This window comes from Streptomyces sp. NPDC006925 (assembly GCF_042869575.1).
Classification (GTDB): Bacteria; Actinomycetota; Actinomycetes; order Streptomycetales; family Streptomycetaceae; genus Streptomyces.
The window spans coordinates 86449-113091 of the sequence record NZ_JBIAGB010000003.1 but is presented as its reverse complement, the minus strand read 5'-3'; the positions used below and the strand labels follow the sequence as shown (position 1 = coordinate 113091).

The following is a 26643-nucleotide window of genomic DNA, read 5'->3' as shown; positions in this document are numbered from 1 at the left end:
GCCCGGGAGTTCCTCCTCCCGGCGCTCCGGGGCAACCCCCAGCCTCCGCGCCGCGGCCGACAGACCTCCTACGCCGGGCCGACAGCGGGCACGGAACGCCTGCACCACACTTGTACGACGCCTACATGACGCCTACACGACGCCTACACCGGGTCGGTGCGCAGGAGTTCCCGCAGGTCCGCGACGGTCCCGGCATCCGCGTCCGCCAGCCAGCCGGCCGGGGTGGGCCCGCCGGTGTAGCCCAGCACCGGCATGCCGGCCGCGCGCGCCGCGCGGACCCCCGCCGGGCTGTCCTCGATCACCAGGCACTCCGCGGCCGGGACGCCGCAGACGGCGGCCGCGTGCCGGAACAGGTCGGGAGCGGGCTTGCCCTCGCGCACGTCGTCCGCGCTGAAGACCCGGCCCGCGAAACGGCCCCACAGCCCGGTCGCGGTCAGCGAGTGGCGGATCCGGGGATGGCTGCCGCTGCTGGCCACGCAGTACGGCAGGCCCCGCGCGTCCAGCGCGTCCAGCAGCTCACCGACGCCCGGCATCGTGTGCGGTGCCGCCTCGAACGCGGCCGCCACTCGGGCCCGGTACTCCACGAGCCAGCCGTCGTCCACGGGCCGGTCGGCATGTGCGCGCACCTGCGCCAGCAGATACGGCTCGGGGGTGCCCAGGAACTTCTCCAGCACGTCGGCGGGCGTCAGCGGCCACCCCGCCTCGGTCGCCATCGCCGCCACGACCTCGGGTCCGATCCGCTCGGTGTCCACCAGCACCCCGTCGCAGTCGAAGACGACGAGCCGGGCGCCGGCCAGGGCACGGGCGGGGGAGGGGCGGGGCGCGCTGTCCATGCGCCCCACCCCATCACGCTGCCGGGCCGCGGCTCAGCCCGGGTCGGCGAGCTGCCCGGTCACCCAGGTGTGGAAGTCCCCGATGTGGTGCTCGCTGGGGACCAGCACCCCGCCCTTCCGGTAGGCCCGGGAGGCCATGGCGGGCTGGGTGCGTTCGCAGGCGTCGAAGTCCTGGAGATTGACCCGGTGGAAGAGCTCGACCGAGTGCGAGACGTCCGCGCCGCTCGCGACCACCTCCGGCGCGTACAGCCAGTCGCACTCGACGACCGTGCGGTCCTGCGCCAACGGGAACATCCGGTGCACGATCACATGATCGGGTACCAGGTTGACGAACACCTGCGGCCGGATCGTGAGCGCGTAGTAGCGGCGGTCGTGCGCGTCCGGTACGCCCGGCAGCCGCGGAAAGCCGGCGCCACCGTCCACGGTGAACCCCTCGGCCCCGTCCGCGAACGCGGGGCCGTGCCCGGTGTAGTACTGGGCTGCGAACCCGTCGGCGAACTCGGGCAGCACCTCGGTCAGTTCCGGATGGATGGTGGCGCAGTGATAGCACTCCATGAAGTTCTCGACGATCAGCTTCCAGTTGGCCGCGACGTCATAGGTGTGGCGGCGGCCCAGCGCCAGCGAGTCGATCCCGTAGTGCCCGATCACCTCGCCGCCGCCCAGCCGCTCGGCGACCCCCTCCATGACCGTCTCCTCGAACGACGGCGGCTCGGCGGCCAGGCACACCCACGCATACCCCAGCCATTCGCGCAGCTCCACCGTGTGCAACCCGTAGGAGGCACGGTCCACGTCCGGCATCCGGGTCAGATTGGGTGCCGCCGTCAGCGCACCGTCCAGATCGTAGGTCCAGGCGTGGTACGGGCACTGCAGGCTGCGTCGCACCTGGCCCGCCTGCTCCGTGCACAGCCGTGCCCCGCGGTGCCGGCAGACGTTGAGGAAGGCACGCAGCCCGCCCCGGCGGTTCCGGGTGATCAGCACGCTCTCCCGGCCCACCTGGACGGTGCGGTAGGCGCCGGGCTTGTCGAGGTCGGCCGAGCGGACCGCGCAGAACCACGCGGTCTCGAAGATGCGCTCCTGCTCGTGCCGGAAGTTCTCCGGATCGGTGTAGCGGTCCCCTGGCAGGGTGGCCAGCAGGCTGCTGACAGCGGTCGTCATGTCGTGGTCTCTCCCTCGGGAGTGGCGAGGCGGCGGTGCGGGGCCCGCAGGGCTTCCCTGCGCGGGTCGAACAGCGTGATCGGGTGCTCGGTGGTGCCGTTGAGCGCCAGGTCGGCGACGATCTCGCCGATGACGGGGACGAACTTGAAGCCGTGCCCGGAGAATCCGCAGGCGACCGTCACCGCCTCCGGGTGCAGCGGGTGCCGGGCCAGGACGAAGTGCTCGTCCGGAGTGGTGGTGTACATGCAGGTGACGGCCTTGCGCAGGGAGCCGGGCAGCTGGGGGAGGCGGGGCCGCAACTGTGCAGCCATCGCCGCGCTCTCCGTCTCGGTCACGGTGCGCTCGACGGTCTCCGGATCGCACGGCGAGCCCTTGCGGAAGAAGGCGGTCTTCGCCCCGCCGTCCGGGCCCTCGATCGCGGGGAACCCGTAGATCTGCACCCCTTCGGCGTCCTCCCACACATAGACGGGGTGCCGCTCCGGTGCGAAGGGCGCGCTGCCGCCGCGCGGCCGGAACCAGTACATGACCTGCCGCTCGACGGTGAAGTGCGCACCGAGACCGGCCAGCAGGCCGGGCGCCCACGCGCCGGGGCACACCACCAGGTGACCGGCGCTGTAGACGTCGTCCGTCGTGTGGACGCGTACGCCCCTGCCGCCCGGCAGCACCTCCCAGCGGGTGACCGGCTCCTCGAACCGCAGGTCGGCTCCGGCCTGCTGGGCGAGCTGGAGGTGCGCCGCGACGGTCGACTCGGGGCGGACGAACCCGGCGCGCGCCTCGTACAGCGCGACCTCGTCGTCCGCCGGTGTCAGGGTCGGGAAGCGGCGCCGCACCTCGGCGGCGTCCAGCATCTCGTGCGGGAGGTCCCACTGCCTGGCCGAGCGCAGGCTGCCGGAGACGGTGCGGCTCTCGGGACGGCCGACCATCACGCCGCCGCACAGCGTGGCGATGCTGCGGCCGGTGTCGTGCTCCAGCTTCGCGAAGAGCTCGTAGGAGCGCAGCAGCAGCGGGACGTAGGCGGGGTCCTCGAAGTAGGACTGCCGCACGATGCGGGAACCGCCGTGGCTGGAGCCGCGGTGGTGCGCGGGGCCGAAGCGCTCCAGGCCCAGGACGCGGTGGCCGCGGGCAGCCAGGTGGTAGGCGGCGGCACTGCCCATGCCGCCGAGACCGAGGACGATGACATCGCGGGGATGCGGCATTGCGGGTCTCCTTCGGGTGCCGGGTCCCGCCCGCTCCCCGCACCGGGCCGGGCTCCGGCCTCCCGGCGCCGCCACCGCAGCCCGCAAGAGGCATGCCTCGCCCGCGGCGCGGACGAACGGGGAGTGGAGCGGCGGCCGGTGACCGGAGGGACGGAGTCCCCGGTGCGGGGGCGGGCGGTACCGGGTACTAGCGGCGGATCCGGGCCATCTCGGGGTCGAACAGGGGCTCGGCGGCGACCGTCGCCGCGACCTTGTCGCCGAAGTACTCGACGGCGACGGAGGTGCCCGGCACGGCGGTGCGGGCCGGCACCCAGGCGTAGGCGACGCAGCGCCCCACGCTGTAGCCGTACGACGCGCTGGTCACATATCCGTCGACGACACCGTCGACATGGACCGGCTCGCTGCCCATGACGACCGCTGCCGGATCGTCCAGGGTGAGGCACACCAGCTTCCGCTCCGGTGCGCTCCGCGCGGCCAGCGCGTCCCGCCCGAGGAAGTCGCCCTTGGCGGGGCGTACGGCGAAGCCGACACCGGCCTCCTCGGGGGTGTGCTCGGCGGTCATGTCGGCGCCCCAGGCGCGGTACCCCTTCTCCAGCCGCAGGCTGTTGAAGGCGCTGCGGCCCGCGGCGACGACGCCGAGCCGCTGCCCGGCCTCCCAGAGGGTGTCCCACAGCCGCAGTCCGACATCGGCGTCCGCGTACAGCTCCCAGCCCAGCTCGCCCACGTAGCTCACCCGCAGCGCCGTCACCGGGACATGGCCCACGGAGGTCTCGCGCGCCTTGAAGTAGCCGAACGCCTCGTGGGAGAAGTCGGCGGGGGTCAGCGGCTGCACCAGCTCCCGGGCGAGCGGGCCCCACACCCCGATGCAGCAGGTGCCCGAGGTGATGTCCCGGATGTGGACGTCCTCGGGCGCGTGCCGGACGAGCCAGTCCAGGTCGGCCGGGGTGTTGGCGCCGAGCTGCCAGCGCTCGGGCCCCAGCCGCGCGGCGGTCAGATCGCTGCGGATGCCGCCGCTCCCGTCCAGCAGCAGCGTGTAGGTGACCGAGCCCGGGCGCTTCTTGAGGTTGTTGCTGGTCATCCGCTGCAGGAAGGGGAGCGAACCGGGCCCGGTCACCTCCAGCCGCCGCAGCGGCGTCATGTCGTAGAGCGCGACCCGCTCCCGGGTCAGCTTCGCCTCGGCCGCGGCGATCGGCGACCAGTGCCGCGCCGACCACGGGTCGCGCTCGGGCGGCCGCAGGCCGAGCTGTTCCACCAGCGGGGCGTTGGCCTCGTACCAGTGCGGGCGCTCCCAGCCGCCCGACTCCAGGAAGTGGGCGCCCAGTTCCCGCTGCCGCGGATAGAAGGGGCTGGTGCGCAGGGGGCGGGCCGTGGCGGGTGGTTGGAGCGGGTGGATCACGTCGTACACCTCGACGAAGCTGCGCTGCCCGCGCTCGCGCACATATGCGGGGGAGCGCTGGGCCCGTTCGAAGCGGTGCGGGTCGCACTCGTGGACGTCGACCGTGGTGCGGCCGTCGGTCATCAGCTCGGCGACGGCGCGAGCGGCGCCCGCGGAGTGCGTGACCCAGACGGCCTCGGCGAACCAGAAGCCGCGCACCGTGTCGGACTCGCCCAGCAGCGGCATCCCGTCCGGGGTGAAGGAGAAGACACCGTTGAAGCCCCTGTCCACCCGGGAGGCGGCCAGACCGGGCAGCAGCCGGCCGGTCTCCGTCCAGCTCGGCGCGAAGTCCTCCGCGGTGAAGGGCAGCGAGGACGGCATCTCCGGGGCCTGGTCGTAGGGGAGCACCGCGTACGGGTCGACGGGCAGCGGGCGGTGCGCGTAGGTGCCGATGCCGATCCGGCCGTCACCGCCCGCCGGGTCGAGGTGCTCGCGGTAGTACAGGTCGTGGTCCTGGTGGCGCAGGATCGGCCGCACGGCCTCGTCGCCGCCGGTGCCCGCGCCGGTCAGCTCCGGCAGTGGCGCCGTGGTCGCGTACTGGTGCGCGAGCGGCAGCAGCGGTACCTCCACTCCGGCCATGGCGCCGATCACCGGGCCCCAGAATCCGGCCGCCGAGACCACGTGGTCGGCCGGGAAGGTGCCGCGGTCGGTGACGACGCCGGTGACCCTGCCCGCTTCCTTCTCCACTCCGGTGACCGTGTGCCGTTCCAGGAAGCGGGCCCCGCGCCGGGAGGCGCGCTCGATCTGCGCCTGGCAGGCGTCCACGGCGCGGGCCAGCCCGTCACCGGGGGTGTGGAAGCCGCAGAGCACGGAGTCGGGGTCGAGCATCGGGAACAGCTCCGCGCACCGCGCGGGACCGACCAGTTCGCCCTCCACGCCCCAGGCGGCCGCGAGTCCGGCCTTGCGGTACAGGTCCAGCCTGCGGGCCTCGGTGGTGGCCACCTCCAGTCCGCCCACCGGCAGGAAGCAGGGACGCCCGGCCCGGCGCAGCCCGGTGAACTTCTCCACGGTGTAGCGTGCGTAGTGGGTGAGGGTCCGCGAGGGGCTGGTGCGGAACACCAGGCCGGGTGCGTGCGAGGTGGAGCCGCCGGGGGAGGCCAGCGGCCCCTGTTCGAGCACGGTGACGTCGGACCAGCCGCGTGCGGTCAACTCGTCGGCCAGCGAGCAGCCGACGATTCCGGCTCCGACGATGACGACGCGGCCGCTCCGGGAGCCGGCCTGCGGACCGGACGCCGGGGCGGACGGGGCGGAGGGAGACCCACGGGCGGGCTCCGGGACAGGACTGTTCACAGGACCACCACCGATCGCAGCACCTTGCCGCGCTGCATCCGTTCGAAGGCGACCTCGACCTCGTCCAGCGCGATCGTCTCGGTGACGAAGGCGCCCAGGTCGAGCTTGCCGCTGAGATAGAGGTCGATCAGTACGGGGAAGTCCCGGCTGGGCAGGCAGTCCCCGTACCAGGACGAGGCCAGGGCGCCGCCCCGGGAGAAGAGCTCCTGGAACGGGAGTTCGATCGTCACGTCCGGGGCGGGGACTCCGGCCAGGACGAGCACACCCGCCAGGTCCCGCATGGCGAACCCCTGCAGATAGGTCTCCGGGCGGCCGACGGCCTCGACGACGAGGTCGGCACCGTGGCCGCCGGTCAGTTCGCGGACGGCCGCGACGGGGTCGGTGCCGCGCGAGTTGACGCTGTGGGTGGCACCGAACCGGGTGGCGGTGTCCAGTTTTCCGTCGTCGATGTCGACGGCGATGACGCGGCGGGCCCCGGCCAGCGAGGCGGCCGCCACGGCCGCGTTGCCCACTCCGCCGCAGCCGATGACGGCCACGGTGTCGCCGTGGCTCACGCCTCCGGTGTGCACGGCGGCTCCCCAGCCGGCCATCACTCCGCAGCCGATGAGACCGGCTGCCTCGGGGCGTGCGGCCGGGTCGACCTTGATGGCCTGACCCGCGTCCACCAGCGTCTTGTCGGCGAACGCGCCGATGCCGAGTGCGGGGGTCAGCGGAGTGCCGTCCAGCAGCGTCATCGGCTGCCGGGCGTTGCGCGAGTCGAAGCAGTACCAGGGCCGCCCCTTGCGGCAGGAGCGACAGCTTCCGCACGGTGCGCGCCAGGCGAGTACGACGAAGTCGCCGGGGCGCAGGTCGGTGACGCCGGGGCCCGTCGCTTCGACGACGCCCGCGGCCTCGTGGCCCAGCAGGAAGGGGAAGCCGTCGTTGTCGACGGCGCCCTCCCGGTAGTGCAGATCGGTGTGGCAGACACCGCATGCCTGGATCGAGACGAGGACTTCGCCCGGGCCGGGATCCGGTACCAGGACCGGCTGCACCTCGACCGGGGCGTCCTTCTTCATCGCGATGACAGCGCGGACCTCGTGTGGCATTCCCAGACCTCGCAGTTGTTGCGTAGTGCACGACTGGTTGCGCTATGGGAGACATAGTGAGAACGCCGAACCTCGCCCGTCAAGAGATGTGGATCAGCTGTTGGTGACGAGGCGTCAGAAAAACGCGCTGCGGGTCCGGCCGGTGCCGGACCCGCAGTTATGGGAGGTCGGGGCGCTGCTGCAATTGACGCCCTGTCAGAAATTGCCCGTTCTCGCGCGCGGTGCGGCGCCACCCGCGCCGCCGCTCCCGCCGTCGGTCAGTAGGCGTAGCCCATCCGCCGGGAGAGGTCCTGCGCCGCCGCCATGGTGCGCTTGGCCACCTCCTGGAGCTGCTCCTCCTCCAGTCGGTAGGACGGTCCCGAGACGCTGATCGCGCCGATCACCTTGCCGTCATGGGCGCGTACCGGCGCCGCCACCGCGTGCAGACCGAGTTCCAGCTCGTCCCGCGCCATCGCGAAACCGGAGGTGACCACCGCCTTCAGCTCCGCGCGCAGCTCCGCAGCGGAGACCACGGTCGACTCCGTCAGCCGCGGCAGCTTGCGCGCGAGCACGCTCTCCTGCACCGACTTGGGCTGGTGTGCCAGCAGCGCCTTGCCGCTGGAGGTGGCGTGCAGGGGGGTGCGTCTGCCCAGCCAGTTCTGCGCGGTGACCGACGACGAGCCACGGGCCTGCATGATGTTGACCGCTGCGTCGTCGTCCAGCACCGCGATGTTCGCCGTCTCCCCGGCCTCCTCGGCCAGCTCGCGGCAGACCGGCGCACCCTCCTGAGAGATGTCCAGCCGGGAGGCCGCCGCCCCGGCCAGTCGCAGCACACCCGGGCCCAGGTAGTACTTGCCCCGCTCCTGTTCCTGGGAGACCAGGCCCCTGGCCTCCAGGACGCCGAGCAGTCGGAACGCCGTCGACTTGTGGACCCCCAGCTCCTCCGCGATCTCCGTGACTCCCGCGTCGCTGTGCCGGGCCAGAATCTCCAGCACGCTCACCGCGCGGTCGACCGACTGGACCGAGGCAGCCGCGCCTCTGGACTGCTTACCGGTCCCGTTGTCCTCCGCTTTTCCGCTCATCTGCTCAACGTCACCGCCTGCTGGCCTGGTTGTGGTTCCCGGGTGCCGGTACACGGACGCGCACCGTTCTTCCCGGAGGGCGTCGGCGAGTGCTTGACGTGAAGCCTCCCCGCTTGGATTCTGTTGCGCATCACGCTCCATCGTGCGCGATACGGAACTCGGATAGTAGCGAAGCGTCTGCCCCGCACCTCCCCGGACCTGCCGTACCCGGATCGGTCGAATCTGTCTACTCGAACGTGCTCGCGAGGTGAATCACAGTGATACCCGTCTGTCGGCTTGAGGACCTGCCCGCAGGTGAGTCCGTCCGTCTCGACCTCGAACCTCCCATCGCCGTCTTCAACGCCGACGGCGAGCTCTACGCCATCGACGACACCTGCACCCACCAGGACGCGTCCCTGGCCGAAGGCTGGCTCGAGGGCTGTCTGGTCGAATGCCCGCTGCACGCAGCTTCATTCGACCTGCGCACCGGCCGTCCCACCTGCCTCCCGGCCCGCAAGGCCGTGCGCACCCATCCGGTGAGCGTGCTGGACGGCACCGTGTGGGTACATGTCGAGTCCGCCCAGCCCGTACCCGCAACCGCACCGCACACCGCCGCAGCCGGACAAGGGAGTGCCGCATGAGGACCATCACCGTGATCGGCGCGTCCCTGGCAGGACTCCACGCCGCGTTGGCCCTGCGTACGCAGGGCTACGACGGCCGACTGGTGATCGTGGGCGAGGAGCACCACCGCCCCTACGACCGCCCGCCGCTCTCCAAGGAGTTCCTGACCGGGGCGCTGACCGCCGACCGCCTCTCGCTCGCCGAGGCTGAGGAGATCGCCGAACTGGACGCCGACTGGCTGCTGGGCACCCGCGCCGAAGGCCTGGACCCGCCCTCCCGCACCGTCGCCCTCGCGGACGGCCGCAGGCTGTCCACCGACGGGGTCGTCCTGGCCACCGGCGCGGCCCCCCGCACCCTGCCGGGCGAGCCACTGGCGGGAGTGCACACCCTGCGCACCCTGGACGACGCCGCCGCACTCCGCGAGGAGCTGAGCCGGGGACAGGTGCGGGTCGTCGTCATCGGAGCCGGCTTCGTCGGGGCCGAGGTCGCCTCCTCGTGCGCCACCCTCGGGCACAGCGTCACCGTGGTCGAGGCCGCCGCGCAGCCACTGCTGCCCCAACTCGGCGCACAGATGGCCGCGTTCTGCGCCGACCTGCACACCGACCACGGGGTCACCCTGCTCACCGGAACCGGCGTGCGCGCGCTGCACCCGGAGCCTGGGCGGTCGGCCGCGGCCGACGGCGGGCGCGGGCGGGTCGGCTGGGTGGAGCTGGCCGACGGGAGGTTCCTGCCGGCCGACGTGGTCGTCGTCGGTATCGGCGTACAGCCCGCCACCGGCTGGCTGGAGGGATCCGGGCTGATGCTGGACGACGGAGTGGTGTGCGACGCGGGCGGTGCCACTCCGGTGCCGGGCGTGGTGGCCGTGGGCGACGTGGCCCGTCGTGCCGGGCACCGGGCCGAGCACTGGACCAGCGCCATGGAGGCCCCCGCCGTCGCGGTGCGCAACCTGCTGGCCGGAGCCACGGTGGAGACCTACTCGGCCGTTCCGTACTTCTGGTCGGACCAGTACGGCGTCCGCCTCCAGCTCGCGGGCACCAGGGGCGCGGCCGACACCGTGCGGGTGGTGGAGGGCTCCCCGGAGGACCGCAGCTTCCTCGCCCGCTACGAACGCGACGGGGCCACCACCGCGGTTCTCGCGGCCAACCGCCCCCGCCCCTTCACCCGCGCCCGCCGCGAGCTCAGCCGCGAGGGAGGGCTGGCTGCCGTCTGAGTGGGGCCGCCCCTCCGGGCGGGCGGGGTGCGCACCGGCCCCGCCCGCTTCCTGCCGGGCGCGTCAGTTGCCCGCGGTGGCCGGCTGCTTCTCGCTGGGCCGCACGATGACGAAGCCCTCACCGTCCAGGCGCAGCTGCACCGCCTCGCCCGATCCGCCCCGGATCATCGAGCCGAAGCTCTGCGAGCGGTGCAGCGAGGTCTGCAGCTGGGCGCTCCAGCCCACCACCGCGTCGGTGTCCACGAACACCGGCGCCTGCTGCGAGACGGGGATGACGATCGGCGTGCCCTCGCAGATGACGCCGAGCCTGCCCTGGCCCGAGAAGACGCTGTTGAACAGCCCGCCGCCGGCCATCCCCGCGCCCTTGACCACGCCGATCTCGTAGTGCAGACCGGCGTCGAAGACCAGCACGTTGCGGCCGTTGACGGTGAGCGAGTCGCCGGGCGCTATGTCGATGATGAAGCAGTTCTCGGCCTCATGCGCGAACCATGCCTCGCCCTGTCCGCTGACCGACATCACCGCCAGCCCCTCGCCGGTGACCTGGCGCTTGAGGAAGTTGCCGACCCCCTGGCCCTTCTTCTCGAACTTCAGGTTCCCCCGGAAGGCCACCATCGCGCCCTGCCGCGCGTAGCACTCCCCGTTCACGGTGTACTTCACGCATTTGTCGTTCTGCAGCTCCATCCCCGCCGTCGGGCTGGGCTGCGCCATGTTCTTCGTCGCGAAGAGATCACTCTGCATGGCGCCATGTTCCCCCGGAATCCACCGCTCCATCCAGACATGCCCGGCCGGCGGTTCCGCTGACCTGCGCGGAAGCCGGCCGGCCTTGCGGGCGGCACTGGTGCCCCCGCGCAGCCGGCCGGCTGATCCATGGGAGAACTTGATTTGAGGGTTTTCCCGTCCAGTATCCCCTGGCACGGCTGGTGCTCGGCCACAACTCCCAAAAAGGAGTTGAATGAAACGATGGAAGGTGCCAGGGGGCGTGGCTCCCGGGGGCGCGTGCCCCCGTGGCAGGAGAGCGGAGGAGGTCCGAGATGAAGTTCGTGCTCGAGGTGGACATCAGCGGCATGCGGGGCGAGGGAGAGGCGGCGGCCGAACTGGGCCGCGCGCTGCGGTACTGGGGCGGCAACCTGCGCCACTACGCGCTGGAGCCGGGCGACGGATCGGAGATCTACGACTCGCAGTACCGCCAGGTCGGAACCTGGCGCATCGCGGCGGCCTCGTGAACGGACAGCCGTAGCATCGCGGTCGAGGAGGCAACCGGGCCCGGGGCGACGGAGAGGGAGACCGATGGCGATCGAGGACGTGGACCCCCAGCGGATCGGACGGGAACTGGGCACCGCCGCCGTCACCGTCGACCCCGGTCTGCCCGCGCCGGTGCACGCGGGCGTGGGCGAACTCGTCCGGCGTCCGCTGGGCCCCGGCGCCGGACCGCGGATCCATGTGGGCCCCACCCTGCCCGACATCGGCCCCGGCGAGCGGCTGCTGTGGATGCACAGCAGCAACGCCGGGGTCGACGCGCTGCTGGCGGCGCCCGCCGACTGGCCGCCCGGGACGCTGCTGACCCGCACGGTCGGGCGGATGGGGGAGCGGATCGGCCAGTACGTGCTGGCCTGGGTGCTGGCGGAGCTGCAGAACATCCCCGCCTTTCTGGACCAGCAGTCCTCCCGCACCTGGAACCGGCTGCCCACGGAACTGGCCGACGGCACCCTCGCAGTCATCCTCGGGACCGGCGGGATCGGTACGGGGATCGCCGCCGCGCTGCGCCCCTGCGGGGTGCGCACCGTCGGAGCGGCCCGTACCGCGCGCCCGCTGCCCGGGTTCGACGAGGTCGTCGCGCTCGGCGCCCCGGACGGCTCGGGTGCCCCGGACGGCTCCGGCGCGCCCTCGGCGGAGCTGGCCGCGGCCCTGGGCGCGGCTCGCTGGGTGGTCGACACGCTGCCGCTCACCCCCGCCACGGCCGGACTCCTGGGCTCCGGATTCTTCGGAGCGATGGACGGTGCGACCTTCCTCAACGTGGGCCGGGGCGCGACCGTGCGCACCGAGGCGCTCGGCCGGGCACTGGAGGAGGGGCGGGTGGCACGCGCGGTCCTGGACGTCCTGCCGGAGGAGCCGGCCGGGCCCCGATCACCGGCCTGGGAGCTGCCCCGCACCACTCTCACCTCCCACTCCGCCGGACCCACCACCGCCACCGACGTCCTCACCGACTTCCGCGCGGCGTGGCACGCGCTGAGTGCGGGGAGGCTTCCCGACCTGGCCGTCCGCCTCGCGCGTGGCTACTGACCCCGGGCCGGGACTCCGAAACCGTCACCCGCGGCGGGCGCCGCCGCCGAATGCCGGGCGCGTACCGCCGGGGGCATGTGCTGCGCCGAACGGCCGTACCGATGCGTACGGGGCCGGGCGGAGGGGAACCCGCGCACAGTCCGCCCTTACGGCTCCGAGAGAGGTGGCGTCATGCACTGCTACGACTGCTTCAAGGAGGGCACCGAGACCTCTGCCCTGGCGGTCTGCGTCGACTGCGGGGCAGGTGTGTGCGCCCGGCATCTGCACAGCGACCCCGAGCCGGTGCGCCGCTCGATGAGCGTCGGCCAGGTCTGGTCCGCGCGCGACTCGCGCCGGATGATCTGCCTCGTCTGCCACGACGTGCTGCAGAACCAGAAGGGCTGAGGCCCCGGCTCCGGGCGTCAGGAGCCCACCAGGCGGAAGAGGCCGCCGTCCGGGTCGCGGACGGTGGCGACCCGGCCGTGCGGGGCGCGCTGGACGGGTGAGACCACGGTGCCGCCCGTCCGCTCCGCGGCACCCAGCGCCGCGTCGATGTCGGACGCGCGGAAGTACACGTCCCAGCGGGTGCGCACCTGGGGGTCGGAAGCGGCCTCGACGCCGCCCCCGCGGAGCCCGGCTACGGTCTCGCCGTCCACCAGGATGTGCACCTCGTCGCTCTGCTCCTCGTAACTCACCCCGTGGCTGGGGTTCTGCGTCCAGTCGAGCACGGCACCGTAGAAGAGCGCCGCGGCGAAGGCGTCACCGGTGCGCAGCTCCAGCCAGGCCGGCGCGTGCCCCGCGCCGACCGCCCAGCCGCGCGGCAGTTCCCCCTGCCAGACGCCGAACGCCGCACCGTAGGGGTCGGCGGCCATGGCCGCCCGGCCCTCGCCGACCCGGAGCGGCCCGACGGCGACGGTGGCGCCCCGCTCGCGGACCCGCTCGCAGACGAGGTCGGCGTCGTCCACGGAGAAGAACACCGTCCAGCGGACCGGGAGCTGCCAGGAGACGGCTGCCTCGTTGAAGCCCGCCACCGGGTCGCCTTCCCTGGTGGCCGTGCGGAATCCGGGGCCCAGGGAGCTGTCGGTGAAGGACCAGCCCAGCACGGAGCCGTAGAAATCCTCGGTGGCCTGCCGGTCACGGACGGTCAGACTGACCCAGCAGGGCACTCCGGGTACGGAATCCATCACGTCACCTCAAGCCTCCTGCCGGTTCCTTTCACGCGTCGGCGGGCGTCCTCCGTCCCCGGACGCCGGGGTGCCCACCGGGCGCGGTGGCAAACGGGCAGCGGCGGGAGCAAGCGCCCCATGTCGGCTTTTACGCGTTTTGTCCGGCCCGTGCCGGGTACTGGCCCTGTGCGCCGCTTTCGCGGCCCGCAGGCCGCGGGCGGCAGCCTTGTCCCGCACCGCCGTGCACCTCCGAGGAGCTGCCATGATCGCCCACCCCGACACCCTGCGAGAGCTGCTCAGCCGCTACGAGGCCCTCCGTGACCGGACCGAGGACCGGCAGGAGCTGGACGACGTCTCGTACACGCTCTGCGTCTCCACGGGGACCCGCGACATCCGCGACGCGGTGCGGGCGGCCCGGGCCCATATCGCGGGGGTCCGTGCGGCCTGAGCGAGGCGCGGCGGCGCGACCGGGGCCGCGCCGCGGGTGCGGAATCCGCGCCGGGGCGCGGCGCGCCGGTGCGTCACCGGCTCAGTTCGTGTCCCGTCGTGGCGTCGACGTGTGCGGGCACCTCCTCGTGTCGGTCCCCGACGGTGGAGGTGCCGGTGGGTTCGAACAGCAGCAGGGCGGCGCCCCCGGGTGAGGCCGGCTTGTGCTCCACTCCGCGCGGCACGGTGAAGACCGCCCCCGCGCCGAGCCGGACCGTCCGCTCGCCGGTCGGCTCGCGCAGCGCGATGTCCAGCTCTCCGTCCAGGACGAGGAAGAACTCGTCCGTGTCCTCGTGCGCATGCCACAGGTGCTCGCCGCGGACCTTGGCGATCCGTGCGTCGTAGTCGTTGACGCGGGTGACGATGCGGGGGCTCCACAGTGCGTCGAAGGAGGCCAGAGCCCGGTTCAGGTCGATGGGTTCGCTGCTCATGGACTCATCCTGGGGGCGTGACGGCGACCGCCGCGACTGCTAGGAATCGCATATGACGCAAGATTCCTCGCGCGACCGGTCGGCGCGGCTCCACCGGGTGGTCGTGCTCGTCGACGAGAACTCCAATCCCTTCGAACTCGGCTGCGCGACAGAGGTCTTCGGGCTGCGCAGGCCCGAACTCGGACGGGAACTGTACGACTTCACGCTCTGCTCGCCCGAGCCGCGCACCGTGCTGCGCGACGGATTCTTCACCCTCACCGGCGTCGCGGACCTGGCCGCGGCCCAGCAGGCGGACACCCTGATCGTGCCCAACCGGCCCGACATCGAGGTGCCTCGGCGCCCTGAGGTGCTGGCGGCCGTCCGCCACGCCCATGCGCGCGGCACCCGCCTCCTGGGGCTGTGCAGCGGAGCGTTCACCCTCGCCGAGGCGGGTGTGCTCAGCGGGCGGCGCGCAACCGCGCACTGGCAGTGGGCGGACCGATTCCGGGCCCGCTTCCCGGACGTGCACCTGGAGCCGGACGTGCTCTTCGTCGACGACGGTGACATCCTCACCGCCGCGGGCAGCGCGGCCGCGCTGGACCTGGGACTGCATGTGGTGCGCCGCGACCACGGCGCCGAGGTCGCCAACGCGGTGAGCCGCCGCCTGGTCTTCGCCGCGCACCGGGACGGCGGGCAGCGGCAGTTCGTCGAGCGGCCGCTGCCGCGCGCCCCGGAGGAGTCGCTGGCATCCCTGCTGGCGTGGGCGCGGGAGCGGCTGGGCGAGCCGCTCACCGTGGCCGATCTGGCGGCCCGGGAGGCGGTCAGCGCCGCCACCCTGCACCGCCGCTTCCGCGCCCAGCTCGGTACCACCCCGCTCGCCTGGCTGGTCGGTGAGCGGGTCGCGCTGGCCTGCCGGCTGATCGAGCGCGGCGAGGAGCGGCTGGAGGTCGTCGCCCGCGAGAGCGGGCTCGGCACCGCGGCGAACCTGCGATCCCGGCTCCGCCGGGAGACCGGACTGAGCCCGTCGGCGTACCGCAGGCGCTTCGGCCGGGTCGAACTCCCGGCCGTCACCAGGGCGTGATCCGGCCCGGCCCGCGGACCGGACGGCGGACCGGACGAGGGAGAAGGGCCGGCCGGGGTGCGGCCGGCCCCTCTTGCCCTGCAGCCGGCAGCCCGGCGTGCCACGGACCCAGGAGGCACGGGATGTCGCGACTGGGCACCGTGTCGCCCAGGCGCGAGCCCAGCAGCGACTCCTCCTCGCCCGCGAGGGCCGCCGCCGGCCCGGCGCCTTGCGGGCGCCCTGCGAGAGTGGGCCCATGGGTGAGAACAAGCAGCGGATGCTGGCGGGGGATTGGTACGTCCCGGACGACGAGGAACTGCTGGCCGACACGGTGCGGCGGGCCGAGCTGTGCGAGGCCTACAACGCGTCCGGCACCGCCCCGCCCCAGGAGCGGCGCCGGATACTGGAGCGGCTCGTCGGGGACCTGGGCGAGGGCGTCCGCATCCGCCCGCCCTTCCACTGCGACTTCGGCAGCCGGCTGTCGATCGGCGCCGGCACGTTCGTGAACTTCGGTGCCGTCTTCCTGGACGCGGCGCCCATCACCGTCGGCCGCGACGTGCAGATCGGCCCCTATGTGCAGCTGCTGACCCCGACGCACGAAATGGACGCCGAACGGCGCCGCGCCGGCTGGGAGAAGGGGCTGCCCATCACGATCGGTGACAACGTGTGGCTCGGTGGCGGTGTGATCGTCTGCCCCGGTGTCACGATCGGCGCGGACACGGTCGTGGGGGCCGGTGCGGTCGTCACCGCGGACCTGCCGGGAGGCGTGCTGGCCGTGGGCAACCCGGCGCGGGTCGTACGCGAGCTCTAGCCGGGCCCCGGAAGCCGTACGTTCTCGGGACGGACGGCCTCCCGGACGCCCCCGTCGCGCGGTGTCGCCGCTCGGGCGCGGGCGGTGTCCGCCCGGAGGTGCGACCGGCACGCGGGGCGCGCATGCTGGAAGAGGCCCGGTGGAGTCACCGCTCGAGTGAGGAGAAGCCCCATGCAGCACGACGAGTTCATCGGTCAGGTACAGGCGCGGGCCCACCTCGAGAGCCGGGGTGCGGCCGAGGCGTGCACCCGCGCCACCCTGGAGACACTGGCCGAACGCATTCCGGCCCCGCTGGCCGACCATCTGGCCGCGCAGCTTCCGACGGAGCTGGGAGAGCATCTGCGGCGCATCGAGTACGCGCCGGACATCCCGCAGACCGGGGTGCGGATGACCCGGCAGGAGTTCTTCGACCGCGTCGCGCGGCGGGCCGGGGCGCAGCCGCCGAAGGCCGTGCACGAGGCCCGGACGGTGGTCGAGTTGCTGGAGGAGGCGACCCAGGGCGCGCTGACCGAGCGCATCCGGCAGTCGATGGACGACGAGCTCGCCTCGGTCCTCTTCGCCGGGAGCACCGGTTCGGCCCACGCCCGCTGACGACCGGCCCCGCCTCCCCCGCCCGGTGGTCCCCGTCGGCGTCCCGGCCCGGCCCGGACGCCGACGTCGGCACCGTCGTCACCTCGACGCCTTCACCTCCCGGCCCGGCGCCTGCGCTTCCTCGGCGGCCGGTTCCCGGGTGGCCGAGCGGGGTACCGCCACCCGCGGGGAGTGCCCGGTGGCGCGGGTCGCCTCCGCCGCCCGGCGCGCGGCCACGTGCCGGCACACGCCCGCGACCAGCCGCGGAGCGGTGAAGCCGGCGCCGTGCACGAAGCGCATCGCGGGACCGAACGAGGGCGCCGTCAGCAGCCCCGCGAAGAACAGGCCCGGGTGCGAGGACTCGAAGTCGTGGCCCAGCCAGGGGCCGTCGCTGTCCCCGACCCGGCGCAGGGTCTCCCGCAGGGTGGAGTCCAGCAGCCCGAGCCGGAACAGCTCCGGGGCGAATCCGGTGGCGGACACCACGTGGTCGGTCTCCAGCGTCCGTGCCGTGCCGTCCGCCGCTCTCAGCCACAGCCGCACCCGGGAGCCGGGGCCGTTCCCCACCCGCCGGATCCCGCCCGCCGTGCGGTCGGCCGCCGTGATGGTGTGCCCCAACAGGGTCGGTACGACGGGCTCGAACCGTTCCCGCAGCCACCAGGCTCCCGCCGGGCCCAGGGCGTTCCGGGCGATGTGCAGCCGCAGCGCGGTGGGCAGCCGCCGCACCGCGCCCGGGTGCCGGGACCACACCCAGGTCGGCCAGCCGGTGCCCAGCGCGCTGTGCGGGTCGAGCAGCGAGCCGAGGCGGCCGCGGTCGAGCGGCTTGGGAGGGGTGTTCCAGTTCAGGCGCGGTGCCCGGGCCACCACCCGCGGTTCGGCGCCCTCCTCGGCGAGCAGCGCCGCGGTCTCCAGCGCCGCCTGCCCGGCGCCGACCACCGTCACGTCCTGGCCCCGGAACCGGCTCAGGTCGCGGTGGTGGGTGCTGTGGGAGGCCAGGTCGGCGGGCAGGCCGCGCAACGCGGCGGGCCGGTGCGCGAACGGCAGCACTCCGACGGCGAGTGCCACCGCCCGGGTGGTGAGCTGCTCCCCCTCCGCGGTACGGATCCGGAAGCCGGACTGGTGCGGAGCGACCCGGGTGACGGTCAGGTCCTCGGCCGGGGGCGCGGCCCGGCCGCCGAACCAGGTGCCGTACTCGGTGAAGGTGTCCAGCGGCAGCGGGCGGCCGTGGCCCACCTCGATGCCCCGGTCCGCGCAGTAGGCGGTGAGCGTGTGGGCGCTCTCCGGGTCGGAGAGCGCGGAGGCGCCGGGCTCGGACTTGAGGAACATGCCGCGCGGCATGTGGTCCCGCCAGGAGGCCATCGGTCTGCCGAGCACCCGCAGGCGCAGTCCCGCCGCCGCGGCGTGCGAGGCGATGGACAGTCCGTAGGGGCCGGCGCCCACCACTACGAGGTCGTACATGGGTTCCTTCTCTCTGTGTGCGATGTCGGCTCTGTGTGCTGCTGGCCCTCCGGTCCGGGCGCGGGGTGCGCCGGGACCGTGGTGGCGGGGTGCGCCGCGCCCGCGGCGCGCCCCGGGGTGGTTCTCGCGTTGCCGGTGCGCAACCGCTCGCGCAAGGCGGCCGGGTGCGCTCCCCGGACCAGGCAGCGGCCCAGCCAGCCCGCGGCCATCGCGGCGAACGGCAGAGGGTCGTCGGCGGCGAACCAGGCGCGCTCGACCGGGCCGCGCGCGGCCGCCGCCGGCGCGTGTCCGAGTCCCCGCGGGCCCAGCAGCGCGGACAGCAGCGCGTAGTTCTCCACGACGAAGACCCGGCCCGGCCCCCCGCGCGGTTCGGGCACGTGGCGCCCGGTCAGATGCAGGTGCTGGGCCCTGACCACGTCCACTCCGGTGCGGTCGGTGAAGAGCCGGAACTGCGCCCCGGGGCGCGGGTTGAAGTCCACCAGGTGGTGGACGCCGGTGACCGGGTCGAGCCGGAAGTCGAGGTCGAGGATGCCGCGGTAGTCCAGGGCCGCCGCGAGGCGGGCCGCGGCCTTCTCCACGGCGGGGCACGGCAGCCAGGTCCCCACCGCGGTCAGCCCGGTGCGGGGCGGCCAGGAGCGCTCCTTGCGCCCGGCGCCGCCGACCAGGAACCGTCCGCCCTCCGCGGCGTACCCGTGGAAGAACCAGTCGGCTCCCGGCGCGTCGGGCAGTCTGCGCTGCAGCAGCAGGGCGCTGCCCGCCTCCGCGGTCCGCTCGTACAGCCGCGCCGCCTCCGCCGGGCTGCGGACCAGCGCGGTGCTGCGCAAGCCGGGCGGCAGCAGCCAGGGGCGGCTCCATTTGGCCACCGTCGGCAGCCCGAGGTCCGTGGCGGCCCGGGCTGCCTCGCGTGCGCTGCCGGGCAGCACCGTCGGGGGGTGCGCGACCTGGGCGCGGGCGCAGACGGCGGACAGCTCGGCCTTGTCCGCCAGCCGGGCCGGCAGCAGCGGCGCCACCGCGGGCAGCAGATACCGCCCGGCGAGCCGGGACGCGAGCCGGGCGGCACCGATCGCCCCCCGGTCGTCCAGCGGAACGAGCACGGCGGGTCTGCCGATCGCCTCGGACGCCTCCAGCAGCGCGCCTTCCAGCTCGGCGTCGGTCGGCGCGCCGCCCGGCCCCGCGGCCGCCGCGGGCCCCGCTGTGTGCACCCGGTGCAGGAAGCGGGTGCGGCCCACCGCGCCGATCCGCGAGCCGACCAGCGCGTGCACCTCCACCCCGGCACGCCCCAGCGACCGGGCGGCTCCCAGGGTGCCGTGGTGGTACGGGTTCGGATCGAGTCGCAGCAGCAGCGCGGGGACGTCCGTGGCGAACGACGGCATGGGGCATGTCCTTCAGGCGTGGGGTGGGCGGGCGGGGCGAGAATCCTGCTGACGGATCATCAGGATTCCGGACCGGCGGATGACCGGACCGCGGGCCGAGGCCGCGCAGCGGCCCGGAGGCGACCAGGAGGAGCCATGCGGAGCCACAGACGTCAGCGGATCAGGGCGGTGCTGTGCGGAGGGGTCCTCACCGGGGGGCTGCTGGCCTCCTGCACCGTGCTGCCGCACGGCGGACCGGGAACCGAGCCGGGCGAGCGACCGCTGCACAGCCCGCAGCCCTCCGCCTCCCCGGCCCCGAGCCGACCCGCTTCCCCCTCGGCCTCGCCCTCGGCGACTGCCTCCCCCTCCGCGCCGGTCGCCGCCGCCGACCCGGCGGTGGGCGCGTTCCTGGGCTCCGGACCCGAGGGGGTGCGCCGCATCCGCGGGATGGAGCGCTGGCTGGGCGGCACCCGGCTGCGCGCCGGGCACACCTACCTGCCCGGCCGACTGTGGTCCGACATCGAGGGCCCGCCCCGGTTCCTGGAGCCGTGGGCCCGCTGGCGGCACGCCGACCCGAAGCGGCTGCTGGTGCTCAACGTCCCGATGGCCGCCCGCAACGAGGCCGGGCTTTCCGACGCGCGAGTGCGCGCCCTGCTGCGCGAAGGTGCGGCCGGACACTTCGACGGCCACTACCGGAAGCTGGCCGAGCGACTGGTGCGGCAGCGCCTCGCGGACACCGTCCTGGTACTGGGCTGGGAGATGAACGGCACCACCTACACGCACCGCTGCGGTCCCGACCCCAAGGCCTGGAAGGCGTACTGGCGCCGGATCGTGACCGCCATGCGCGCCGTGGACGGCCAGCGGTTCCGCTTCGACTTCGCGCCCAGCCGGGGCCGGGACGCGGTGCCCTGGCCCCGCTGCTACCCGGGCGACGACGTGGTGGACGTGCTCGGCATGGACGCCTACGACCAGCCGCGCGGCATGCGCTTCGAGGAGCAGGTGCGCGAACCGTACGGACTCCAGGCGCACGTCGACTTCGCGGCGCGGCACCGCAAGCCCGTCTCCTACCCCGAGTGGGGGCTGTTCCGCAACGGCGACAACACCGAGTACACCCGCCGCATGCTGGAGTGGATGGACCGGTACAAGCCGCTCTACCAGACCATCAGCGACTACTGCCCGCACGGCGTGTGGCGCTGTTCGCGCAACCCCGCCTCCGCCGCCGTGTACCGGGCGGCGCTGGGCGCCGGTACGGGGCCGCCCCGGCAGTCCGGGCAGGCCCAGGTCCCGGGTCCCTCGCGGCCCTCGTCCACCCCCCGTCCCTGGTGGGACCGGTGCTGGGGACTGGGCGACTACTGCGTGCGGCTCGAGTGGCTGCGCGCCCTGGGCGGATAGCCGCCGCCCGGGCCGGGCCCGCCGCAGTGCCGCGCTCACGCCGTCACTGCCGGGTCCGCAGGCCGCGGAAGGCACGGCCCGGCAGGGCGCGGACCACGGAGCACAGCGGCCGCCGGCGCAACAGCTCGGCCACCAGCTCCCGGGCCGCCGCCTGCGCGGCAAGCAGCCCCAGCGCGGGTGCCAGCTCCCGTCGGGCCAGCAGATAGCGGCGGTTGACGGCGGTCACCGGGCGCCAGCGCAGCTTGTAGGGCTCGGTGCCGCGCAGCATGCTCAGCGTGCCCCGGCCGCTGGCGGCCGCGTAGTGGGCGTCGTGCTGCAGCAGCATCGTCGCGATGTCCGCCCGCTGCTCGCGCAGCGCCGGATCGGCACCGTACAGATAGCCGCACACCAGGTCCCGCGAGGTGAAGGCGACATCGCAGGCGGCCACCCGGCCGCCGATCCGGTACTCGGTCACCGCCGCGTCCCCGCAGGCCACCAACGCGGTCGTGGCACGCACCAGATGCGCGCCGAACCGGGAGCGCAGATGCTCGGGCGTGACGCCCCTGCCCCGCCACTGCCGCTCGTGCAGCCGCAGCATCGTGCGCACCGCGTCGGCCACCCGCTCCCCGGTCACGTCGTGCGCCTCGATACCGAGTTCGGCGATACGACGGAGCTTGCGCCGGGTGCGCTTGGCGCTGGCGGGTGCCAGCCGCCGCAGCATCTCCTCCATCGGGATGCCGGGCAGCTCCAGGCAGGAGGAGTCGGCCAGGCACCGGCTGACCCCCGGCCAGGCCGCATACAGCCGCTCCGCGGCCCCGCCCGGCCGCACTTCGCGCAGATCCAGCACGGCGCTGCGGGAAGCGGAGTGCAGCGCCCGGGCCAGCGCCCCGGCGGCCCGCGGGCAGCTGTCGTCCAGCAGTACGTCCTGGTAGTCGGAGATGCTGCCGCCGAGCGTGACCAGCGCCGGCAGCGGGCGGTGCACGAGCATCAGCGGGGCGGCGGCGACCAGACGGCCGTTCTCCCGCACCAGGACCACCCGCAGTCGGCCGCGGCGCCCGTAGGACCGCCACCACGACCACAGCCAGGCATGGCTCTGGAACGGCGTCGCCGACCGGTTCCGGGCGCGCAGCGCCTCCCACTCCTCGGCCAGCGCGGCGAACTGCTCCTCCGCGCGGCACAGCGTCGCCGTCAGCCGTACCGGTGGCTGCCCGGAGGCGTCGCCCCGCGCGCTGCGCCACGGGGAGAGGACGGGCCCGGCCAGCCTGCGGCGGGTGGGCGGTGGCAGCGGTGAGGTCATCGGGCCGCCTCCAGATCCGCGGCCGGCCGCCCCGCGGTGCCCGGCCGGGCGGTGGACGCCGTGTCGTCCCCGCCGGGCGCGGGCGCCGGCACGGCCGCGCCGTCCGCCGCCCGGCGCCGCTGCGGCCGGGCCAGCAGCACCAGCGCGCCGAGCAGCCCGCCCGCACTCGTGCCCACCGCCACCGCGACCGGCATCGAGGGAGAGACCGGTCCGGCCGAGGGCGCCGCGTGTGCGACGACCGTCAGACGCACCCCTGTCCGCTTGGCCGACTTCTTCGCCGTGCCGGTCAGCGAGCGGGCCACCGCGTCCGCGAAGTCGGCGGCACGGCCGGGCCGCGGCGCGCTGCCGGTGATCCGCACCATCGGCGCGTCGGGCGAGGCGGCCGCCCGCACCCGGGAGCGGAGCGCCCCGCGCGGCAGCCCCGCGTCGGCCTCCGCGGCACCGAGCACGAAGGCGTCCGTGGCCACCTTCCCGTACGCCTGCGCGTAGCCCAGCGCCGAAGCCGCCTCGGCGTGCGGGCCGGGGGAGACCAGCACATAACTGGTGGCCTCGTACCGAGGCTCCGCGAGCGTCGCGTACCCGCCCCCGCCGAGCGCCCCCAGCGCCACGCACACCGGCAGCGGCCACCATCCCGACCGCGAGCGGCGCCTGCGGCGGTTCCGGCGCGCGGCGGACCGGGCCCCACCGCGGCCGCGCCCCGCCTCCGGGACGGCCGTCTCGTCGGTTTCCTCGGTGCTCTCGGCGGACGACTCCGCCGTTGTCGAAGTGGCCTTGGACATGGAACTCACCTCGTTGTCAGGGGGCGGTCGGGGGAGCGGGAGGGCAGTAGCGGGGAGGCCGTCCCCGGGGCGCGGACGCGTGCGATCCCGCCGTCCGGGGGCGTGCCCAGCGCGGCGCGGTAGACCAGCGCCAGGCGCTCGGCGCAGCGCGCGATGTCGTAGCGGTGCACCACCGGCGGCACCGGCAGCCGGGCCGGGCCCGCGGCCCGCGCGAAGTCCGCCGCGTGCCGCGCCAGCGCCCGGCGCAGCGCCTCGGCCGGGCTGCCGGGGGAGGCGGCGAACCGGTGTGCTCCCGGCGCCTGCCCGGGCGGCAGGTCCTCGATCGCGGGGCAGGCGGCGTAGAGCACGGGCAGTCCGGCGGCGAGCGCTTCCACGGCCGCCAGCCCGAAGGACTCCTCGGGGGACGGTGCGGCGAACACATCGGCGGCGGCCAGCACCCCCGGCACGTCCGGTCCCGTGCCGCGGGGTGTCTGCCCGGCACCGGGCCCGCCCGCGCACTCGCCCAGCAGGCGCACCCGGTCGGCGGCCCCCAGCGCCGCGGCGCGGGCGCGCAGCGCCGGGAGTTCGGGTCCGTCCCCGGCCAGCAGCAGCTGCGCACCGGGCAGCGCGGCCACCGCGTCCACCAGGGTGTCGAAGCGCTTACCCGCCACCAGGCGGCCCACCCCGGCCACCACGAAGGCATCCGGTGCCAGCCCCAGGCCGCTCCGCACGGCGGCGCGGGCGGCGGGATCGAAGCGGAAGCGGGCGGCGTCGATGCCGTTGGGCACCGTGCACAGCCGGGAGGCGGGAACGCCCCAGCGGCGCAGCCGCTGCTCGACCGTCGCGGAGACGGCGACGGTGGTGGTGCCGAGCCGTTCGGTGGCCAGATAGAGGGCGCGCACACCGGCGGTGAGGGGACGGCCCTCCAACACGCTGTCACCCAGCGAGTGCTCGGTCGCCACCACCGTGCGCACTCCGCCCAGCCGGGCGGCGATCCTGCCGTACACGCAGGCCCGGTACAGATGGGTGTGCACCAGGTCGTAGCTCCCGGAGCGCACCAGCCGCACCAGCCGGGGCAGCGCGCTCAGATCACGGTTCCCCGCCATCCCCAGGTGGGCGACGGGGGTGCCGTCGGCGCGGATGCCCTCGGCGACGGAGCCCGGCGAGGTGAGGGTGACCACCTCGCCCCGCACGGAATGGTCGGGCAGACGGCGCAGCAGCAGCCGCAGCTGCTCCTCGGCGCCGCCGACGTCCAGGCCGGTGATGACGTGCAGCACCCTCATCGGCGCACCCCGTCCCGGGGGGCGGCTTCCGCGGGGGCGGACGCCGCGGGCAGCGGCCTGCGCCGCAGCGGGTGCAGCACCTTCTTCAGATACAGCCGTACGGCGGTGTCCCGGGCGCCGACGTGGGCGCGCGGCAGGGCGTGCACACCGGTCAGCGGTCCCGGGTCGATGCCGCACGCGTAGCCGTAGCCGGCGGCGCGCACCGCTTGGACGGCCCGGTGGTCGAGCGTTCCGTAGGGGTAGCAGAACCCGGCGGGGGCCGATCCGGTGAGCTCGCCCAGCAGCGCCCGGCTGTGTGCCGTCTCGCGCACCAGTGTCGCGTCGTCGGCGCCGGTCAGGTCGGTGTGGACCAGCCCGTGCGAGCCGATCTCCATCCCGGCCGCGGCCGCCTCCCGGATGCCGTCGGCGTCCAGCAGCGCCTTGCGCGGCCCGAGTTCGTCCCAGGCGTTGTCGCCGCCCAGCCGTCCCGGCAGCACGAACGCGGTGGCCGTGCACCCGTACCGGCGCAGCAGGGGTACGGCGGCGGTCAGGAAGTCGGCGTAGCCGTCGTCGAAGGTGAGTCCCACCAGCCCGGTGTCCCGCCCCGCCGCCCGGGCCCGCAGCAGCCGGCCGGCACTCACGCCGGTCAGCCCCCGGTCGCGCAGCCAGCGCAACTGCCGCTCCAGCCGGGACGGCGAGACGGTGATGCCGTACGGATCGTCGGGGCAGTCGGAGACCGAGTGGTACATCAGCAGCCAGGGGGCCCGGTTGCGGGTGTCAGCGGGCATGCGGGAACCTCCGTTTGACGGCGGTGAACAGATGCGACAGCTCCGGCGCCCCCACCAGCAGCCCGACGCAGAGGAAGGCGAGCAGCACGGCGCATCCGCCGGCGAGTGCCCCGGCCAGGGGCGCGGCGAAGAGCCCGGCCACCGCCCAGCCCGCACCGGCCGCAACGGCGGCGGCCACCAGCAGCCGCAGCAGCCCGGCCGCCACGCCGGACACGTCGATGGCCACCACCCGGGCGCCCAGCCCGTGCAGCAGCAGGGCAGCGGTGGTGGTGATGCCCAGCGCGTTGGCCGCCGCGATGCCCAGGACCCCCCAACCGCCCGCCAGCGGAGCACCGGTGCCCACCGTCACGGCCAGCCCGGCCGCCATCGCCGCAGCCGGATACCAGGGCGGACGGCCGCCGGAGAAGAACGGCCGCACCAGGGCGCCGACCATGCTGTGCCCCAGCAGTCCGCAGCAGTAGACGCGCATCACCGCGGCCGTCGCGGCGGTGTCCCGTGCGTCGAAGGCGCCGCGTTCGAAGAGCAGGCCGATGATCTGCGGTGCGCAGGCGATCACGTACGCGGCGCCCAGCAGCACCACCGTCCCGGCCGTCGCCAGGTCGCGCTCCACCCGCCGCCGGGCCGCCGCCGCGTCGCCGTCGGCCATGGCGCGGGCCACGACCGGGAAGGTGACCGTGCACACCATCAGCGAGAGCACCATCGGGAGCTGGGCCACCTTCTGCGCGTAGTTGAGGTGCGAGATGGCGCCTGCGGGCAGCGAGGAGGCCATGAAGCGTTCGAAGAAGACCTGCGCCTGGCGGCTCACCGCGAACGTGACGACCGGCGCGAGCACGCCGAGGCCGACGAGCGTCCCGGCGTGCGCGCTGCGCCGCGCGCCGCGCGCCGCGCTCCGGGCGCTGCCCTGCGCCGGGTGCTGCTGCCGCAGCGGCAGGCGGCGCAGCAGCGGGGGAAGTTGGATGAGCACCATCAGCGCGCCGCCCACCGCGACGCCCAGCGCGGCGGCCCGCACTCCCCAGGCGCGGTGCGCGGCGAACATCACCGCGATGGTGGCGGCGTTGTAGGCGAGGTAGATCGCCGCGGGTGCCGTGAAGTGCCGGTGGGCGCGCAGTGCGGCGCTGAAGTACCCGGCGAGGCCGAAGGTGACCACGGTCAGCGCGGTCAGCCGCAGGCAGTCCACCGCGGTGCCGGTGTCGGGCAGGCCCGGTGCGAGCACCCGTACCACGTACGGCGCGGCCAGCATCAGCAGCCCGGCGGTGCAGGCGAGCAGCAGCGAGAGCCGGGTGAGGGTGGCCGCCACCAGCGTCCGCACCGGGTCGGCCTGGGCCGCGGCGCCGTCCGCGCGGGCCGCCCGGCGGGAGAGGGCGAGGCTGAAGGCGGGCACCAGGACGAGCGCCATGGCGTCCTCGATGAGCAGGGTGGCGGCCAGTTCGGGCACCGTCCAGGCGACGAGGAAGGCATCGGTGCCGGAGTCCGCGCCGAAGAGCTGGGCGATGGCCTGGTCCCGCAGCAGCCCGAAGAGCGAGCCCGCGGCCGTGAGCCCCGCGGTGATCGCGGCCGCCCGGGCCAGGAACGGCCCGAGCCGGGGCGACTCCTCGCCCGCGGGCGCCGTCGCGGGCAGCGGGTCCGGCCGCGGAACCTCCTGCTGGGGCATCTCCTGCTGCGACACCTCCCGGCGGGGTGCTTCCGGCCCCCGGGGAACCGGTCGCGGCGGGTGCGGGGCGTGCTCGCGCGGC

At 74.6% G+C, this 26643-nt stretch carries 26 protein-coding genes; 10 read left to right on the top strand and 16 right to left on the bottom strand.

Features of this window, described 5'->3' with window-relative positions; translation table 11 throughout:
• Positions 1-143: 143 nt before the first annotated feature.
• The 6 genes from ACFYNS_RS05660 to ACFYNS_RS05635 form a co-directional block, all read right to left on the bottom strand.
• Positions 144-833, bottom strand: coding sequence for an HAD-IA family hydrolase (locus tag ACFYNS_RS05660; protein WP_360294813.1), 690 nt, complete (start codon positions 831-833; stop codon positions 144-146).
• A 33-nt stretch (positions 834-866) separates the two neighbouring features.
• A complete protein-coding gene (locus tag ACFYNS_RS05655; protein WP_360294816.1) occupies positions 867-1988 on the bottom strand; it encodes an aromatic ring-hydroxylating dioxygenase subunit alpha in 1122 nt (373 codons plus the stop codon).
• Positions 1985-3184 (bottom strand): N-methyl-L-tryptophan oxidase, encoded by a 1200-nt coding sequence (gene solA / locus ACFYNS_RS05650; protein ID WP_360294819.1) that lies wholly within the window; start codon positions 3182-3184, stop codon positions 1985-1987. Before solA ends, ACFYNS_RS05655 begins: the two co-directional genes overlap by 4 nt.
• A 187-nt stretch (positions 3185-3371) precedes the next feature.
• The gene (locus ACFYNS_RS05645; protein ID WP_388600999.1) at positions 3372-5909 is read right to left on the bottom strand and encodes an FAD-dependent oxidoreductase; all 2538 of its coding nucleotides are present in this window, start codon (positions 5907-5909) and stop codon (positions 3372-3374) included.
• The gene (locus tag ACFYNS_RS05640; RefSeq protein WP_360294822.1) at positions 5906-6994 is read right to left on the bottom strand and encodes an S-(hydroxymethyl)mycothiol dehydrogenase; all 1089 of its coding nucleotides are present in this window, start codon (positions 6992-6994) and stop codon (positions 5906-5908) included. Before ACFYNS_RS05640 ends, ACFYNS_RS05645 begins: the two co-directional genes overlap by 4 nt.
• Before the next feature lie 257 nt (positions 6995-7251).
• The gene (locus tag ACFYNS_RS05635) at positions 7252-8055 is read right to left on the bottom strand and encodes an IclR family transcriptional regulator (RefSeq protein ID WP_360294825.1); all 804 of its coding nucleotides are present in this window, start codon (positions 8053-8055) and stop codon (positions 7252-7254) included.
• Between the two features lie 257 nt (positions 8056-8312).
• On the opposite strand from ACFYNS_RS05635, the gene ACFYNS_RS05630 reads away from it, so the two are divergent.
• Both ACFYNS_RS05630 and ACFYNS_RS05625 read left to right on the top strand, forming a co-directional pair.
• The gene (locus ACFYNS_RS05630; RefSeq protein WP_019356368.1) at positions 8313-8675 is read left to right on the top strand and encodes a bifunctional 3-phenylpropionate/cinnamic acid dioxygenase ferredoxin subunit; all 363 of its coding nucleotides are present in this window, start codon (positions 8313-8315) and stop codon (positions 8673-8675) included.
• A complete protein-coding gene (locus ACFYNS_RS05625) occupies positions 8672-9865 on the top strand; it encodes an FAD-dependent oxidoreductase (protein WP_360294829.1) in 1194 nt (397 codons plus the stop codon). Before ACFYNS_RS05630 ends, ACFYNS_RS05625 begins: the two co-directional genes overlap by 4 nt.
• A 63-nt stretch (positions 9866-9928) precedes the next feature.
• On the opposite strand, the gene ACFYNS_RS05620 is transcribed toward ACFYNS_RS05625, so the two are convergent.
• On the bottom strand, positions 9929-10603 hold the full coding sequence (locus ACFYNS_RS05620) for an AIM24 family protein (protein WP_019356370.1): 675 nt from the start codon (positions 10601-10603) through the stop codon (positions 9929-9931).
• Between the two features lie 293 nt (positions 10604-10896).
• Here ACFYNS_RS05620 and ACFYNS_RS05615 point away from each other — a divergent pair, with 293 nt between their 5' ends.
• From ACFYNS_RS05615 to ACFYNS_RS05605, 3 genes are all read left to right on the top strand, one after another.
• Complete coding sequence (locus ACFYNS_RS05615) at positions 10897-11088, top strand: hypothetical protein (protein ID WP_360294832.1); 192 nt, start codon at positions 10897-10899, stop codon at positions 11086-11088.
• Between the two features lie 64 nt (positions 11089-11152).
• Complete coding sequence (locus ACFYNS_RS05610) at positions 11153-12145, top strand: NAD(P)-dependent oxidoreductase (RefSeq protein ID WP_360294835.1); 993 nt, start codon at positions 11153-11155, stop codon at positions 12143-12145.
• Between the two features lie 171 nt (positions 12146-12316).
• On the top strand, positions 12317-12529 hold the full coding sequence (locus tag ACFYNS_RS05605) for a DUF2180 family protein (RefSeq protein ID WP_360294838.1): 213 nt from the start codon (positions 12317-12319) through the stop codon (positions 12527-12529).
• A 17-nt stretch (positions 12530-12546) separates the two neighbouring features.
• Here ACFYNS_RS05605 and ACFYNS_RS05600 read toward each other — a convergent pair whose 3' ends face one another.
• Positions 12547-13308, bottom strand: a complete 762-nt coding sequence (locus ACFYNS_RS05600) for a VOC family protein (protein WP_388600996.1) — start codon at positions 13306-13308, stop codon at positions 12547-12549.
• Between the two features lie 244 nt (positions 13309-13552).
• Between ACFYNS_RS05600 and ACFYNS_RS05595 the strand changes: the two genes are divergently transcribed.
• Positions 13553-13738 (top strand): DUF5133 domain-containing protein, encoded by a 186-nt coding sequence (locus tag ACFYNS_RS05595; protein WP_360294842.1) that lies wholly within the window; start codon positions 13553-13555, stop codon positions 13736-13738.
• A gap of 73 nt (positions 13739-13811) precedes the next feature.
• On the opposite strand, the gene ACFYNS_RS05590 is transcribed toward ACFYNS_RS05595, so the two are convergent.
• Positions 13812-14207 (bottom strand): cupin domain-containing protein, encoded by a 396-nt coding sequence (locus ACFYNS_RS05590; protein WP_388600993.1) that lies wholly within the window; start codon positions 14205-14207, stop codon positions 13812-13814.
• Positions 14208-14259: 52 nt separating this feature from the next.
• Here ACFYNS_RS05590 and ACFYNS_RS05585 point away from each other — a divergent pair, with 52 nt between their 5' ends.
• The 3 genes from ACFYNS_RS05585 to ACFYNS_RS05575 all read left to right on the top strand — a co-directional run bounded on the left by ACFYNS_RS05585 (position 14260) and on the right by ACFYNS_RS05575 (position 16648).
• A complete protein-coding gene (locus tag ACFYNS_RS05585; protein ID WP_360302440.1) occupies positions 14260-15267 on the top strand; it encodes a helix-turn-helix domain-containing protein in 1008 nt (335 codons plus the stop codon).
• A gap of 235 nt (positions 15268-15502) precedes the next feature.
• Complete coding sequence (locus ACFYNS_RS05580; protein WP_360302443.1) at positions 15503-16057, top strand: sugar O-acetyltransferase; 555 nt, start codon at positions 15503-15505, stop codon at positions 16055-16057.
• Positions 16058-16228: 171 nt separating this feature from the next.
• On the top strand, positions 16229-16648 hold the full coding sequence (locus ACFYNS_RS05575) for a DUF2267 domain-containing protein (protein WP_075000738.1): 420 nt from the start codon (positions 16229-16231) through the stop codon (positions 16646-16648).
• 78 nt (positions 16649-16726) lie between these two features.
• On the opposite strand, the gene ACFYNS_RS05570 is transcribed toward ACFYNS_RS05575, so the two are convergent.
• Entirely contained in the window at positions 16727-18082 is a 1356-nt protein-coding gene (locus ACFYNS_RS05570) for an NAD(P)-binding domain-containing protein (RefSeq protein ID WP_360302446.1), read from the bottom strand.
• Complete coding sequence (locus ACFYNS_RS05565) at positions 18067-19455, bottom strand: ATP-grasp domain-containing protein (protein ID WP_360302449.1); 1389 nt, start codon at positions 19453-19455, stop codon at positions 18067-18069. The genes ACFYNS_RS05570 and ACFYNS_RS05565 overlap by 16 nt, the downstream gene beginning before the upstream one ends.
• Positions 19456-19590: 135 nt before the next feature.
• Between ACFYNS_RS05565 and ACFYNS_RS05560 the strand changes: the two genes are divergently transcribed.
• Positions 19591-20826: a glycosyl hydrolase gene (locus ACFYNS_RS05560; RefSeq protein WP_360302452.1), complete on the top strand. Its 1236-nt coding sequence runs from the start codon at positions 19591-19593 to the stop codon at positions 20824-20826.
• A gap of 43 nt (positions 20827-20869) precedes the next feature.
• On the opposite strand, the gene ACFYNS_RS05555 is transcribed toward ACFYNS_RS05560, so the two are convergent.
• The 5 genes from ACFYNS_RS05555 to murJ are packed head-to-tail and all read right to left on the bottom strand — an operon-like array spanning position 20870 to position 26561.
• Entirely contained in the window at positions 20870-22102 is a 1233-nt protein-coding gene (locus tag ACFYNS_RS05555; protein WP_388600990.1) for a GNAT family N-acetyltransferase, read from the bottom strand.
• A complete protein-coding gene (locus ACFYNS_RS05550) occupies positions 22099-22881 on the bottom strand; it encodes a hypothetical protein (RefSeq protein ID WP_388600988.1) in 783 nt (260 codons plus the stop codon). The genes ACFYNS_RS05555 and ACFYNS_RS05550 overlap by 4 nt, the downstream gene beginning before the upstream one ends.
• A 5-nt stretch (positions 22882-22886) precedes the next feature.
• On the bottom strand, positions 22887-24143 hold the full coding sequence (locus tag ACFYNS_RS05545) for a glycosyltransferase (protein ID WP_388600986.1): 1257 nt from the start codon (positions 24141-24143) through the stop codon (positions 22887-22889).
• Positions 24140-24910 carry a polysaccharide deacetylase family protein gene (locus tag ACFYNS_RS05540; RefSeq protein ID WP_360303726.1) on the bottom strand — a complete coding sequence of 257 codons (771 nt, stop codon included), beginning with the start codon at positions 24908-24910 and terminating at the stop codon, positions 24140-24142. Before ACFYNS_RS05540 ends, ACFYNS_RS05545 begins: the two co-directional genes overlap by 4 nt.
• Positions 24900-26561 carry a murein biosynthesis integral membrane protein MurJ gene (gene murJ / locus ACFYNS_RS05535; RefSeq protein ID WP_388600983.1) on the bottom strand — a complete coding sequence of 554 codons (1662 nt, stop codon included), beginning with the start codon at positions 26559-26561 and terminating at the stop codon, positions 24900-24902. Before murJ ends, ACFYNS_RS05540 begins: the two co-directional genes overlap by 11 nt.
• Positions 26562-26643 lie beyond the last annotated feature (82 nt).